The organism is Roseivirga misakiensis (assembly GCF_001747105.1).
GTDB lineage: Bacteria > Bacteroidota > Bacteroidia > Cytophagales > Cyclobacteriaceae > Roseivirga > Roseivirga misakiensis.
This window is the reverse complement of record NZ_MDGQ01000003.1, coordinates 1,248,861-1,262,510: the sequence shown is the minus strand read 5'-3', so window position 1 is coordinate 1,262,510 and position 13,650 is coordinate 1,248,861. Positions and strand designations below refer to the sequence as shown.

12 protein-coding genes are annotated in these 13,650 nt (G+C 41.1%); 8 read left to right on the top strand and 4 right to left on the bottom strand.

The genetic code is table 11. The annotated features are described in order from the left end of the window. The first annotated feature begins 77 nt into the window (after positions 1 to 77). The 4 genes from pdhA (at position 78) to BFP71_RS05730 (ending at position 3,772) form a co-directional block, all read left to right on the top strand. Positions 78 to 1,109: a pyruvate dehydrogenase (acetyl-transferring) E1 component subunit alpha gene (gene pdhA / locus BFP71_RS05745; protein ID WP_069834471.1), complete on the top strand. Its 1,032-nt coding sequence runs from the start codon at positions 78 to 80 to the stop codon at positions 1,107 to 1,109. Between the two features lie 57 nt (positions 1,110 to 1,166). Continuing rightward, a complete protein-coding gene (locus BFP71_RS05740) occupies positions 1,167 to 1,856 on the top strand; it encodes a tetratricopeptide repeat protein (protein ID WP_069834470.1) in 690 nt (229 codons plus the stop codon). 107 nt (positions 1,857 to 1,963) lie between these two features. Then, positions 1,964 to 2,440, top strand: coding sequence for a 6,7-dimethyl-8-ribityllumazine synthase (gene ribH / locus BFP71_RS05735; protein ID WP_069834469.1), 477 nt, complete (start codon positions 1,964 to 1,966; stop codon positions 2,438 to 2,440). A 12-nt stretch (positions 2,441 to 2,452) separates the two neighbouring features. Next, complete coding sequence (locus BFP71_RS05730; protein ID WP_069834468.1) at positions 2,453 to 3,772, top strand: aspartate kinase; 1,320 nt, start codon at positions 2,453 to 2,455, stop codon at positions 3,770 to 3,772. Positions 3,773 to 3,846: 74 nt separating this feature from the next. On the opposite strand, the gene BFP71_RS05725 is transcribed toward BFP71_RS05730, so the two are convergent. Beyond that, a complete protein-coding gene (locus tag BFP71_RS05725) occupies positions 3,847 to 4,749 on the bottom strand; it encodes an MBL fold metallo-hydrolase (protein WP_069834467.1) in 903 nt (300 codons plus the stop codon). Between the two features lie 123 nt (positions 4,750 to 4,872). On the opposite strand from BFP71_RS05725, the gene BFP71_RS05720 reads away from it, so the two are divergent. Next, positions 4,873 to 6,501 (top strand): M14 family metallopeptidase, encoded by a 1,629-nt coding sequence (locus BFP71_RS05720; RefSeq protein WP_069834466.1) that lies wholly within the window; start codon positions 4,873 to 4,875, stop codon positions 6,499 to 6,501. Position 6,502: 1 nt separating this feature from the next. Beyond that, positions 6,503 to 7,993: a M28 family peptidase gene (locus BFP71_RS05715; protein WP_069834465.1), complete on the top strand. Its 1,491-nt coding sequence runs from the start codon at positions 6,503 to 6,505 to the stop codon at positions 7,991 to 7,993. A gap of 513 nt (positions 7,994 to 8,506) precedes the next feature. On the opposite strand, the gene BFP71_RS05710 is transcribed toward BFP71_RS05715, so the two are convergent. Next, positions 8,507 to 8,731 (bottom strand): hypothetical protein, encoded by a 225-nt coding sequence (locus BFP71_RS05710; protein ID WP_069834464.1) that lies wholly within the window; start codon positions 8,729 to 8,731, stop codon positions 8,507 to 8,509. Next, positions 8,728 to 9,501 carry a type III pantothenate kinase gene (locus BFP71_RS05705; protein WP_069834463.1) on the bottom strand — a complete coding sequence of 258 codons (774 nt, stop codon included), beginning with the start codon at positions 9,499 to 9,501 and terminating at the stop codon, positions 8,728 to 8,730. The genes BFP71_RS05710 and BFP71_RS05705 overlap by 4 nt, the downstream gene beginning before the upstream one ends. A 128-nt stretch (positions 9,502 to 9,629) precedes the next feature. Here BFP71_RS05705 and BFP71_RS05700 point away from each other — a divergent pair, with 128 nt between their 5' ends. Beyond that, positions 9,630 to 10,076, top strand: coding sequence for a hypothetical protein (locus BFP71_RS05700; protein ID WP_069834462.1), 447 nt, complete (start codon positions 9,630 to 9,632; stop codon positions 10,074 to 10,076). Here BFP71_RS05700 and BFP71_RS05695 read toward each other — a convergent pair. Beyond that, on the bottom strand, positions 10,073 to 11,446 hold the full coding sequence (locus BFP71_RS05695) for a DUF5723 family protein (protein WP_069834461.1): 1,374 nt from the start codon (positions 11,444 to 11,446) through the stop codon (positions 10,073 to 10,075). The two genes, BFP71_RS05700 and BFP71_RS05695, sit on opposite strands and share 4 nt — an antisense overlap. 651 nt (positions 11,447 to 12,097) lie before the next feature. On the opposite strand from BFP71_RS05695, the gene BFP71_RS05690 reads away from it, so the two are divergent. Then, positions 12,098 to 13,624 carry a S41 family peptidase gene (locus BFP71_RS05690; RefSeq protein WP_088124889.1) on the top strand — a complete coding sequence of 509 codons (1,527 nt, stop codon included), beginning with the start codon at positions 12,098 to 12,100 and terminating at the stop codon, positions 13,622 to 13,624. The last annotated feature ends 26 nt before the right edge of the window (positions 13,625 to 13,650 follow it).

Sequence of the window (13,650 nt, the reverse complement as noted above, 5' to 3'; positions counted from 1 at the left end):
TGGGGGTTTTTGTCTTATTTTCGCAGTCCTGATTTAATAAATGAATATCGAGGGTTTACCCTTTCAAATTATAGGCTATGGCTGCAACAAAAACGACGCGCAAAACTAAGGCTACCAAGAAACCTAAATTCGGTAAAGACGATTACATGTTCTGGTTTGAGAATATGTTGTTACAGAGAAGGTTCGAAGAAAAAGCTGGACAACTTTATGGCCAGCAAAAAATCAAAGGCTTTTGCCACCTATACATCGGGCAAGAAGCTTGTTCAAGCGGATCGGTAAGTGCTTTGAAAGAAGGTGACAAATGGATCACCGCTTATCGTGATCACGGTCAGCCGCTGGCACTAGGAACCGACCCGAACGCTGTAATGGCTGAACTTATGGCTAAAGCCACTGGTGTTTCTAAAGGAAAAGGTGGTTCAATGCATATGTTCGACAAAGAAAAAGGCTTCTTTGGTGGACATGGTATCGTCGGTGGCCAAGTACCATTGGGAGCAGGAATTGCCTTTGCTGAAAAATTCAACAAAACCGATAACCTATGCATCTGTATGATGGGTGACGGTGCGGTAAGACAGGGTGCCTTCCACGAAGCACTAAACATGGCCATGACTTGGAAACTTCCAGTAATCTTTGTGATTGAAAACAATGGTTACGCCATGGGAACTTCGGTTGAAAGAACCTCTAACGTGAGAGAGCTTTATACCTTAGCTGAAGCTTTTGATATGCCTTCAGCACCAGTAGATGCCATGCATCCAGAAAATGTGCATGTTGCCGTTGAGGAAGCTGCTGAAAGAGCACGAAGAGGCGATGGCCCTACGCTTCTTGAGTTTAGAACTTATAGATTTAAAGGACATTCAATGTCTGACCCTGCGAAATATAGAAGTAAGGAAGAAGTTGCTGAATACAAAGGCAAAGACCCTATTGAGCAGGTAAGAGAAAAGATTTTGAGTAGCAAATGGGCTACTGAAGATGAGCTAAAAGCGATCGATACACGTATCAAATCTGAGGTAGAAGCTACGGTGAAATTTGCAGAGGAGTCTCCTTACCCAGACCCTTCTGAGGCTTTCAAAGATGTATACGTTCAAGAAGACTATCCTTATATAACAGAATAGGTTTTAACGCATTGTTTTTCAACATTTTCCTTATATTTGCGACCTAATTTTCAAGAGATGACGAAGAACACTTCTTCAGAGGAAACAAAATCAAGCAATTCTGAGCCGAATACCCTTCAAAGGTTCAAGAATGAGGCGGGGCCAGTTGGCTATATCGGCGCTATCATTGGTGTAGCTATTCTTTTAGGTACTAGTTTATACTTCTATTTAGATATTCAGAAACAAAAGAAGAACGCTACTGCCCAAAACGAGATTTTTCAGGCTCAATACTATTACGAAAAAGACAGTATTGATGCAGGTCTTTTAGGTGATGGCCGAAACCTAGGTTTTATCGATATCATCGATATTTATAGCGGTACTGAAGTGGCAAACTTAGCGCACTTTTACGCTGGTGCTTCTTACCTAAAGAAAAGAGAATATCAAAAAGCGGTCGATTACCTTCAAAAGTTCAGTACTTCTGAAGAGATCGTAATGGCAAGAGCTGAAAAACTGCTCGGTGATGCCTACATGGAGCTAGGTAACTTTACTGATGCTTCTAAAAACTACATGAAGGCAGCCAAAACAGTTAATGATCAGTTCTTTTCACCTGGTTATTTAATGAAAGCAGCACTTGCGTTTGAGCGAGCTTCTGATTTAACAGCTGCGATTGATGCAATCGATCAGGTGATCAATAAATATGAAGATTCAGCAGAGTACAATGATGCTCGAAAACATAAAGCAAGGCTAGAAGCCCTTGCCGGAAATTAAATTTTGAAAAAATTGAATTTAAAAGGTAAGGCGATCGTCTTACCTTTTTTTGTTTAAACCGAGACAGACCACTGGCTCATTTACTTAAGAAATCGAATAATAGAACTATGGCTTCAAGTATTAAAAACCTCAGCGATTATAGCAGCAAGAATGTAAAGGATATCAAAGACAGCACTTTTGCCATTGTTGTTTCCGAATGGAATGAGGAAGTAACCGAAGCTCTTTATGAGGGCGCAATGGAAACATTAATCAGCCATGGTGCAGATAAGAAAAACATTGTTCGAAAAAATGTACCCGGTAGCTTCGAGCTATCTCTAGCGGCCCAGTGGATGGCCCAAGAAGAAGCTATTGACGCTGTTATTTGTATCGGCTGTGTGGTTCAGGGTGAAACCAAGCACTTCGACTTTATCTGCGACGCTGTGGCGCATGGTATTACGAATGTATCGCTGAAGTATAATAAGCCGGTGATTTTTGGTGTACTTACCCCAAACACGCAAAAGCAGGCTTTAGACAGAGCAGGAGGAAAACACGGAAACAAAGGAGACGAAGCCGCCATTACGGCCATCAAAATGTTGGGCTTCTAATTATACAAAACCATGCAAGTATTAAAATTTGGAGGAACTTCGGTTGGTAAACCGGAGCGCATGAAAGCGGTTGCTGAAATCATTACGAGAAATGATGAACCGAAAATTGTGGTACTCTCCGCCCTTTCAGGTACCACCAACGCACTAGTGAGTATTGGAGAGGCATTAGCTAAGGATAAAAAGGAAGCAGCAAGCGAGCAAATTGCAGCATTGAAGGCCCATTATGAGGTGTTTATTGAGGCGCTTCTTGCTAGTGATGAAAAACGCTCGGAAGCTTTAGCGATTATCAAGGAACATTTCGAGTTCTTCAGTATCACTTTAAAAATCTCCTTTAATGAAGCCCTGAATAGAGATATTCTGGCCCAAGGAGAACTCATGTCTACCAAACTCTTTACGCTTTACTTGCAAGAAGCAGGAATCAACGCTGCGCTATTGCCTGCTTTAGATTTTATGCGAACCAATGAAGAGGGCGAGCCAGACCTTGAGCGCATATCAGCCGATATCACGGAAAAACTAAAACATTTTGAAAATGTACCCTTGCTGATAACGCAAGGCTTCATCTGTAAAAACCATAGGGGAGAAATTGACAATTTGCAGCGAGGAGGAAGCGACTATACCGCCTCACTTATTGGAGCCGCAATCAATGCCTCGGAAATCCAAATTTGGACGGATATTGATGGAATGCATAACAACGACCCGCGCGTAGTAGATAAAACCTTCCCAATCGCGGAGTTGTCGTTCGATGAAGCTGCCGAGTTAGCCTATTTCGGAGCGAAAATCCTTCACCCTGCTTCTATTTGGCCAGCGCAGAAATACAGCATCCCCGTAAAACTATTGAATACCATGCAACCCGAGGCAAAGGGCACAGTGATCAGCAAGTCGACAAATTCAGATGATGTGAAAGCCCTAGCGGCAAAAGATGGCATTATTGCCATCAAAGTGAAGTCTTCTCGAATGCTTTTAGCCTATGGTTTCCTAAGAAAGATTTTCGAGATTTTCGAGAAATATAAAACGCCAATTGATATGATTACCACTTCAGAGGTGGCGGTTTCGGTGACCATAGATGAAGCGGAGCATTTGGAGAAAATCGTATCCGAATTGAGCCAATTTGGTCAGGTAGAAGTGGACAATGGTCAGACGATTATCTGCGTTGTAGGTAATTTTGTAGCTGAACGAAAAGGTATCGTCAATAAGATATTTGAAGCCCTAGAAGAAGTGCCGATTCGTATGATATCTTACGGTGGAAGTCGCCATAATATTTCCTTATTGACGGATAGCGCCAATAAAGAACATTCTTTAAGACGGCTAAACGAGCACCTCTTCGGCTTATAAGAATTCCTGAACGGCATAAAAAAGGCGTATTGAATGGTTTTCACCTCAATACGCCTTTGATTTTTTATGAGAGCCTATTTCTCGTCAAAAAGCTCAGTCCAAGCCGCGTTTACAGGTCTTGTTTGTCTGCCTTTCCATTCTGGTGCACCAGGAATTTCTGTTGCCGCAGCCAGCTCTTCTTTTGTTTTACCAGCGGCTGCACCTTTCTTCACAAACTCCATCACCTTAGCCAAATAGTTCTGAAAAGCCCTTAAATCGTCTCGCGTACCAGTCACTTCGTATCCACTTCCTGAGTGACCAAAAACGAAGAGTGTATCCTTATCGAAAGCCTTATATCCTCTTTCCATTACACGTTGCCAATTTTCCATATTAGCCCCAGCGGACTTATCGACAAACGGCGCCCTTCTATTAAAAACTAAGTCGCCACAGTGAACAATATTTGCATTTTCAAAGTGCACAAAAGAGTCACCATCGGTGTGCGCTGCACCGAAATAGTGTAAGGAAACCTTCTCTTTACCGACCTTTTCACTGAATTTCCCCTTTTTGTAAGTGGTATCAGGAAATAGTTGTTTATCTACAGAATTAGCCCTTTCCGCATTAGCTTTTTGATTCTTCAAGGAGTTTTCATGCGCCATCACCTTTTCTACTATTCCTTTAAAGGCTATGTTTCCAGCGCTATGATCTCCATGGTGATGCGTATTCACCAACAAATCAATTTTTCGATCCGATTGTTTTCGAATTTCCTGCACCATATGCTCGGCTTGCGGTGGAAACTGCGAGTCGACAACCACTAATCCATCATCCGAAATCATCCAACCAATAGTTCCTCCTCTTTCACTAAAAATGCCCACATTGTTTCTCAACGCCTGCATTTTGTAGCCATTTTGGAAAAGGGATTCATAAAGAAAAGATGATGGTAAAAGTGAAAGCGCACTAAGTGCGGTGCTTTGTTTGATAAAGGATCTGCGGTTAGTCATAATGTATATTTTAATGAAAGTTAAGTGGCTTGCTAAAAAACTACTAACCAATCATGTAATTGAAAGTTCATTCTACCTCCTTTATATCGGCTTTTTGTAATTTGGTCGACAAAGTTTTATGTCATGAAAAGGTATACCTTCTTAGCAGTCTTCTGCATTTTATCCGCACAATTATTCGGTCAAGCTGTAGATCGAGAATTATTGATTACGCCGGAAAAAACCAATTACACCCAAACGTCTACTTATCAAGATGTGATCGACTTCACAACATTGGTTACTAAAAATAGCCCTTACGTGACTAAAATTAGCTTGGGCACCAGTTTGGAAGGGCGAGATATTCCTGTCTTTGTTCTGGCCAATCCAAAAATTGAGACTGCCGAAGAAGCAAAGGCGAGTGGTAAACCGATCATTTACGTGCAGGGTAATATTCACTCTGGTGAGGTAGAAGGAAAAGAAGCGGTACAAATTCTCATGCGCGATATTTTGACGGGCAATAAAAAACACCTCATAGACAACCAAATCATCTTGTTCGTTCCCATTTACAATACCGATAGTAATGATAAAATGGACGAAGAGGTAAGGCGATCGCAGGAGGGAAGCCCACTAAAAACAGGTAAAAGATCAAATAGCCAAGGCTGGGATCTAAATCGTGATGGTATGAAAATGGAAACCTTAGAAACTAATGGCCTTATTCAGAACATCATTGTGCCTTGGGACCCGACATTATTCGTTGACCTACACACTACAAATGGTACATGGCATGGTTATTCTCTGACTTGGGCACCGAGTTATCATACGGCAGGTGAAAAAGCGCCTTATGACTTTACTTGGGATAAACTTCTGCCAGAAGTAACCGAAAACGTGCTTGAAAAGAACGATGTACACCTTGGGCCATACGGTTATTACTATACCAGACAAGAAGGCTGGCCCATCAAGTCAATTTCCACTTATAATCACCATCCAAGATACCTTGTGAATCAATTTGGGCTTAGAAATAGAATGGCCATTTTAAGTGAAGCATTCGCGCACGAACGCCTTTACCAAAGGATTAATTCAACGCATTCATTTGTAGCCGAGATACTTGAGTTTACCAACAAGAATGGTCAGGAAATGCTAAAAATCAATGCGAAGGCAGAAGCAGACGCCATAGCTCTGGTAAAAAACGAAGGAGGAAAAGTTCAAAAAGGTGTGAGATTCAAAAAAGTGCCATTGGATAAACCTATCCCGTCTTATAGAACCTACAATCACATGGAAACTACCAATCAACGGGGACAAAAAACCTACCTCAGAAAACCAGAGATCGTAGAATTAAAGAACATTATCAACTACAGCGCCTTTGAAGCTACGCAAACAGCTACTTTACCCAAAGGATACATCATTCCGAAGGAGTTTGCGGACATTGCCCAACACTTAAAAAACCATGGAGTGGAAGTGGTAGAATTAACAAAGAATACCCGCGCGAAAGGCGAAGTATACACCGCTACTAAATTAAACCGAGCGGCGCGTCCATTTGAAAAACACAAGATGGCAACAATTGAAGGTTCTTTTCAGGCAGCGAACAAGAAATTTGGAAAAGGAGACTATTGGATTGACTTGGCCCAACCCCTGGCCAACCTAATCTTTTACCTCCTAGAACCAGAATCTGATGATGGTTTAGTAACTTGGAACTTCTTTGACCAATACTTCGACGATGCTGGCATTGCTAGCAAAGTCGTCGAGTATCCTATTTTTAAATACTTTGAAGTTAAGTAAGATGAAAAAATTTATTAAGTCATTAAGCCTTATCGGGCTCATCATTGTTTCTGCCTGCACAGAAAAGACTGACATGGAAAAAATGATGGATACGGTAAATCAGCAAACCATAAAAGATCATATCTACTTCATTGCCTCAGATGAGTTGAAAGGACGTAACACTGGTTCTCCAGAAATACTCGAAGCGGCAGATTATATTGCTACGCAACTGGAAACTTATGGTGCCAAACCTGTCGAAGGTGCCGATGGTTATTTCCAATCTGTACCCTTACGGAAGAAAAGCCCTGCAACATCGGGTAGCTTCTCATATGCAGGAAAAAACTTTAACCTAAACGATGATTTCCTAATCGTTGATGGTAAAAGCGGTACTTATGAAGGCGAAGTTGTCTACTTAGAGTATGGGCAAGCCGAAGATTATGAAGGAGCTGACGTAAAAGGTAAAATCGTTTTCGCTAAAGCTGGAGATGGCAATACTTCGGACCGAAGAGCAATCTTAAGGTTGAGTAGGGCGAAATACGAATTGGCCAGACAAAATGGCGCTGCAGGTTTAGTAGAATTCTATAATTCTCCTGCCACTCCTTGGGCACAATTAGGCTTTACTTTTAATAGAGTGAACATAACGCTTGACCCTGAAGGAGACGATAAAGAGATAATCCCACATTTATGGCTAAAAGACCTCAACAATGCCAATCAGAGGTTTATGATGACTAGAAGTCTAAAGCGTGCTAGCCTAACAATTGAAGGAATGGTAAACGAAATGACCAAAGACAAGAACATTTTGGCTATGGTTGAAGGTACAGATCCTGAATTGAAAAAAGAGGTCATAATGTTCTCGGCGCATTACGATCACATTGGTGTTGGAAGACCAAATGCCGAAGGTGATTCCATTTACAATGGTACCAGAGACAATGCTATTGGTACAGTAACCGTTTTATCAGCAGCAGAAAATATTGCCAAATATCCAATGAAAAGATCTGCACTATTTGTGCTTTTCACTGGCGAAGAAAAGGGCCTTTTGGGTAGTAGATATTTAGCCGATAACCCAATTGTCCCAAATGAAGAGATTGTTTTTTGCTGGAATAGCGACAATGGTGGCTATAACGACACGACCATTTCTACAATTGTCGGTTTAGAGCGTACAACCGCGTCACAATTCATCAAAGATGCGAATGAAGCCGTCGGTTTAGAGGCCATTGATGATCCAGCCGGAGAGCAAGGACTTTTTGATCGATCGGATAATGTGAGTTTTGCCAGAAAAGGAATCCCAGCGCCTACTTATAGTTTAGGTTTCAGGGCTTTCGACGCAGAAATCATGAAGTATTATCATCAGGCTGGAGATAATCCTGAAACTGTAGATTACGATTACTTGGAGAAATTCTTCAAAAGCTATGTTTTAGCTTCTAGAATGATCGGTAATGCTCCAGAAAGACCTTTCTGGGTTGAAGGAGACAAGTACTACGACACAGGTAAGAAACTTTATGGGATGAATTAAAAGCTAATAAAAAAGCCTGGAAAGTTCCCGGCTTTTTATTATTAGATGTAATTGACTTAAATTGTCAACGTTTTCCTAGTGTGAATTATCACTAGTACCAATACAAGAAAAAGTAATAGGCCTGATCCCGCAGGCCTTTTTTTATTGCTTTTTCACTCTACCAATCAGCGCTGCGAGTATTATTGCTCCAGCAGTTAAAAGGCTACCTACGATTGGCCAAGGCACCTCAATTACTAAACTTCCCTGCATGTCATCTTCACTTTAGTTATATGAAGATATGGAATAATTTCACGAAACAAAATTTTGCTTTCAGCAAACAAGGCAGTTGTTATTGTTGTTGTTGTTGTTGTTAAATAGACGAAACAAAATATTATTTTGAATTTTCTAGTTAGGTTCTTGATCCTTTAAGAACAATTTGAATCAAAATTCTAAATTGGCAGAATTAAATTTTGTTGGCCAAAAAATAAATTTTCTGAAAAAAATAAGCCTTGAGTAAACTGAGGTATTAATTGGTTAGTCATCCGAATCCTTTTTGCCCTTATTCATCCTTTTCGGAAGGACTTTAAAGCGATAATAGCCCCAAAGAATACCTGCAGGGAAGGCAAAAAGCAATTCCATTAAATGCTTTTCGGGTTCTACAACTTCGCCTTCACTAAAGCGAGGGAATACCACATACACCATTACCCACATTAGGAGACCAAAAATTAGGCCTTTAATTAACCATCCGTAGTTTTTCATACCTCTTTAGTTACTGCTTTATGAATAAAACGAAGGCCCTCTAAAGTGAGGTGCCTGTTGACTTGATCGAACCGCTCGTGCAAAGGGTGCAAAATAGCCGATAGCCCACCTGTTGCTACTACTTTGATATCCTTTTTCAGTTCAGTTTGAATACGATCGAGCATACCCTCCACCATCGCTACATACCCCCACAAAACTCCGTTTTGAATGGCGGTAGTGGTATTTGTGCCAATTACAGAGTCAGGAAGTTCTAAGGGTACTTCAGGTAACTGTGCCGTATTGCCAACTAGTGCTTTTATGGCAGTCTTTAAGCCAGGCGCAATGTTTACCCCTTTGATATTTCCTTCACTATCGACCACGGTAAAAGTAAGTGCCGTACCGAAATCTACTATCACTATATCTTGTTGATAAAGCGTGTAACCCGCCATGGCGTTCGCAATTAAATCCGTACCGATTTCATACGGGTTTTGCGTACTTATCGGCAGCTGGTTATAAATTTTGGGGCCTACAAAAACTGGCTTTTCGCTAATCAAACCTAGGGTAAACTGAGAGAGGATGTCGTTTAACTCAGGCACCACTGAAGAAATAACAACCCCTTTTACCTGTTGAACTTTAAGGTTTGCCTCTAGAAAGTTAAGCCTTAAAAACATCTCATATTCTATTTGGTTCTTGACAGGGAAGGTTTCAAACCGCCATTCATGAATCCATGAATTTCCATCATGAATACCAAAAACAATATTCGTATTCCCGGTATCGATCGCTAAGAGCATGAGCTAATTCATCAAGTTAATTGGATCAAAATTTCAAATTCAAGTACGTTTGAAAATCAGGTCCGTTAGTTTTTCATAGATTTGAAAATCGAAAAAACTTTTTCGTTAATCATATAGTCCGATAAGTTATGAATTCCCCCCAGACACCGCAAAACATATTTCCTAATTGGATACGTGGGTTGCTCTTAGCCGCGACTGCTTACAACATACTATGGGGTATTTTGATTGGGTGGTTTCCAGAGACTTTCTACCAATGGGTGACAGAAACAAAAAATGCCGCTCCTAGTATTATCGAATGGCAAGGCAAGGCGGTTTTAGCCATGGCGGCGGCCTATCTGGCCTGTGCAATACACCCTGGAAAATTCTGGTATCTGGCTTTCTTTGGAGCGCTCACCAAACTTGGTGGAGGCATCTGGTTCTATTATACTATTCTGGAACAAGAAGTAGGCAAAAAGGGCATTTTTCACTTATTAATGAATGATGCCATCTGGATTCCGTTCTTTGTATTCATCGGGTTCAGGGCTTTAGCGTATAAAAAAGCTAAGCGTGAAATGCCCCCTGAAGAGCCCGCTTAGAAGAAGAGAAATCTTTTCCTTTTATAAAGTGGCGTACGTTGTGTCCTTGTAAAACCACTGCCTGTGGTTGACCGACCAAAACAGTATGGCTTCTTAGAATTAGCTTTTAACTTATTTATGCTAACACTAAAATATACGCCACCAGACTTTTTCTGCTTGGAAACAAACGATCCAAAACTTGGTGTTCCCACGGTAAAAGCCCCATACCTGAGAGCCATTCCAAGATCCGTATCCCCAGAAAAGTTATAGAAGATCGGCATATAAAAGCCATAATTGCCTGTTTCATAACGAGGGTTTAAAGTGATGCTATTTGGATATGCCACTCTAAAATCTGCAGGTAACAAACCAGTCAAATCTATTCGCGCCGAAGCACCGAAGTATAAGTTGTTACCAACATTGTAATCATAGCTCAAATTTAGAGATGTGGGCAAACTAACAGAATAGGTTCCGTCTATACCCTCTATTTGTAGAAACGTATCCAGCGAATCCCTTAATTCTTGAAAGCTATTGATGTTATCAAGAATGTCGCCCGGGGTTGGTACTCCTGGGTTAACCCCTAATGTAGCAAAAGCGGCACTTCCTTGATCAAAATTCATTATACCCAAATCAGTAATGGAGGCGGCTAGCTTAAACTCATAAGTAATATCTCTTTCTAAAGCCGTTCTGTTTGCTGCCCTTGGGTCTCGTCGATAAGCAACACGTTCGTAAACTACCCCAAAATCTACAGCAGGCCGAAAACCTGTACCTTTCGGCAAGCCATTAAAGGCATCAGTGCCATCAAATTGTTGGTAGCGATCCAGATTGGCAGAATAACCAAAACGGCTTCTAAACTCGGTAAAATTCACGATACCCACATTGTCCACAGAATAGTCTATGTCTTGCATATCCAACCAAACGCTTCCCATGGGGTTGACAAATTTTAGAGTACCTCCCACTTTCCAACGGTGGAAACCGTCATCCTTTTGCACGAATGCATAGGTCAATGCTAGTTCTTGCCAAGCAGCGAAGGCAAATTCACCGGTTTGGTTGGTTACATTACTATCAATGAACCTTTGGTCGCTAAAACGATTAATTTGTGTGATAAAATCCGCCGTTAAATCTTGAGTAGAGCCCGCGGCACGCAGTTGAAATTGTATAGCGAGCCCTTGCTTTCGCGGCAGAGAGAAAAGAACTGACATCCCGCCCAAGCCAAGATTAGTTTGAAGGAACCGCGGATCTCGATCCAAAAAGCGGATCAACTCCGTTCCTTCTGCCCCCCTCTGAGTAAATCCAATATTATTGGTGAGGTAGTAATTGCCATTTACTAAGTTGAAATCAAACTTATAGGGAGAGTCCGCAATTGCTGCGGGCTGAACCCTACTACTTAGCACGCCTGAAAAGTCAGAATCTATAAAGCCATTGAACTGCTGACCTTGTGCGGCAAGGCTATAGGTAATGGCAAAAATGAGTATGAGATTGCGGCTATAAATGACTTAGTTCGATTAATTCTTATTAAAAATACGTCCATAAATCAAGAATATTTTAATATCCAACATGATTTCCCTAATACTACGACTCGCCCAGAAAAGCAGCCTCCCAATCGATTAAAGACAAAATATTAGATGGCAAAACCTGTATTTCTCAAAATTTCCCCTTATGCAAAGAGCCTAAAAATATGTGTGAGCCACACATTATTGTATGTCAAACGACAGTAAAATTGTGATAAACGACTTTTTTTTGTATGTTTGTGTCACTTTCCCACGAACACCAACAGTTTCTATTCTATTTATTACTCCACTCAGGTACTTTAACCAAACAACCTGTATCGAACTTAACTGATACGTTTTATAACGTACTCATAATTCCTATGCCCTGATTTCAGGGTGGAGATGAAGTGATTTGCCGATCGAACTACGCAAATTACCCAATTTCTGAACTAGGTATTGACCTGATATATCAGGCAAAACTTAGCTGGATCTTGTCACTATGTTCAATGAATATAGTGGAATGAGTCATCGCCCTGAATACCAATCAACAGGGTTATGACATCGGAATTAAAAAGTACAATCAACAGGATAGTTGTTTTCAGTGCCTTGGCACTGTCGATGACCGTCTCCCTTTTTGCTAACAACAGCAATCGAACTATTACCCGCCAAGAGGCGGCCAATGATCTGGAGGTATACTTTAAGATTATTGACCAACAACATGGCAACCCATACCAATACATTAGCCGGGAAGCGTTTCAAAACTTTGTAAATGATCAAATTGAAGCGCTTCCTGAAGCTATTTCCCTGAAACAGTTTGAAGTAATCCTTTCAGAACTTAACAATCAACTGCTTTGTGGCCATACCGTGGTTAAAATGGAGTCGAAACTCCTCAAATCCACAATCTCTCAAACACAATTCTTTCCTCTTCCCATCAAAATCATCAACGATCAGTTATTTGTTGATTTTGAAAAATCAATTATCCCCCACGGTGCCCAACTCCTTTCTATCAATAAGGTCAGTACAGAAAATTTAGTGGCTGAGCTATCCAAGATTACCGTGACCGATGGCTTTAGCCCTACCAAACCTTTGAGGGAAATCGAAAGTAAGTTCGGTTACTACTTCTTTCTTAAATACGGTGCTGCTAACCGTTTTGATGTACAATTCAAAACAGCAGAAGGCCAGATAAAAGATATTCAAATTGAAGCAACTGCTGGCAACAGCATGCTGGCCAACAACTACTACAGACCGATTAACCTCTCTCACGAGCGGTATAATCGATTTACACACCTTGATGCGATCGACTCTCTTCAGACTCTCATTTTGACTTTGAATACGTTCCGGGCAAACCCTGACTGGTTCCATGAAAAAGTTACGTCACGTTATGATGAGGAAACCAAAGAGTTCGACTTTGAAAATCTCGTTATCGATCTGAGAATCAATGAAGGGGGCGATCGCAGATTATTAAACATTCTCTATCAATTCTTGACTGGAGATAAGCTCAACGACCCTTCCAAAACCTACACTAGGGCACAGCAAATTCAGATGGAAGAATATGTATCTTCTATTAATGGTCGTCTAAAATCAGATGAAGCGTTTTCTCATGCAAATGACTATTTGCAGAAGTACTTTAAAACAGAAAAAGAAGACCACTTTGAAGCACCTGTATTGAACTGGTATGACGAATTCGAAGGTGGGGAAGCGAAAAATTGGAATGGCGCTAAATTCGGTGGGAAAATCTACGTGCTGATCTCTGGGAAAACATTTTCTGCTGCCGCCGACTTAGCCAGAATCCTAGGTCAGATGGCTAATGTAGTGCTTGTGGGAGAAGAAACGGGTGGAGCACACGTAGGCCGAGCTGCTAATATGATTGTGAACTACAGCCTACCGCACACACAAACGTCCCTTCAGGTACCTGTTATTTATGAAGAGTTTATCAATGTATCGGACGGAAATGTTGGCCGTGGGACTTTCCCAGACTATCTAGTTCAGCCAAATCTAGATGATTTAATGGCGAAGAAAGATGCCGTTTTAGAGTATACGCTAGACTTAATTAGTCAGAACTCTAATTACGGTTCTAATTAACAAAATTCCTCTTTTCGAATTTTCGG

Bases quoted from the DNA above. Each gene is read 5' to 3' on its own strand.
- pdhA (WP_069834471.1), top strand. From the start codon at position 78: ATGGCTGCAACAAAAACGACGCGCAAAACTAAGGCTACCAAGAAACCT.
- BFP71_RS05710 (WP_069834464.1), bottom strand. From the start codon at position 8,731: ATGAAAAACTACGGATGGTTAATTAAAGGCCTAATTTTTGGTCTCCTA.
- BFP71_RS05720 (WP_069834466.1), top strand. From the start codon at position 4,873: ATGAAAAGGTATACCTTCTTAGCAGTCTTCTGCATTTTATCCGCACAA.
- BFP71_RS05730 (WP_069834468.1), top strand. From the start codon at position 2,453: ATGCAAGTATTAAAATTTGGAGGAACTTCGGTTGGTAAACCGGAGCGC.
- BFP71_RS05705 (WP_069834463.1), bottom strand. From the start codon at position 9,501: ATGCTCTTAGCGATCGATACCGGGAATACGAATATTGTTTTTGGTATT.
- BFP71_RS05725 (WP_069834467.1), bottom strand. From the start codon at position 4,749: ATGACTAACCGCAGATCCTTTATCAAACAAAGCACCGCACTTAGTGCG.
- BFP71_RS05715 (WP_069834465.1), top strand. From the start codon at position 6,503: ATGAAAAAATTTATTAAGTCATTAAGCCTTATCGGGCTCATCATTGTT.
- BFP71_RS05690 (WP_088124889.1), top strand. From the start codon at position 12,098: ATGACATCGGAATTAAAAAGTACAATCAACAGGATAGTTGTTTTCAGT.
- BFP71_RS05740 (WP_069834470.1), top strand. From the start codon at position 1,167: ATGACGAAGAACACTTCTTCAGAGGAAACAAAATCAAGCAATTCTGAG.
- BFP71_RS05700 (WP_069834462.1), top strand. From the start codon at position 9,630: ATGAATTCCCCCCAGACACCGCAAAACATATTTCCTAATTGGATACGT.
- ribH (WP_069834469.1), top strand. From the start codon at position 1,964: ATGGCTTCAAGTATTAAAAACCTCAGCGATTATAGCAGCAAGAATGTA.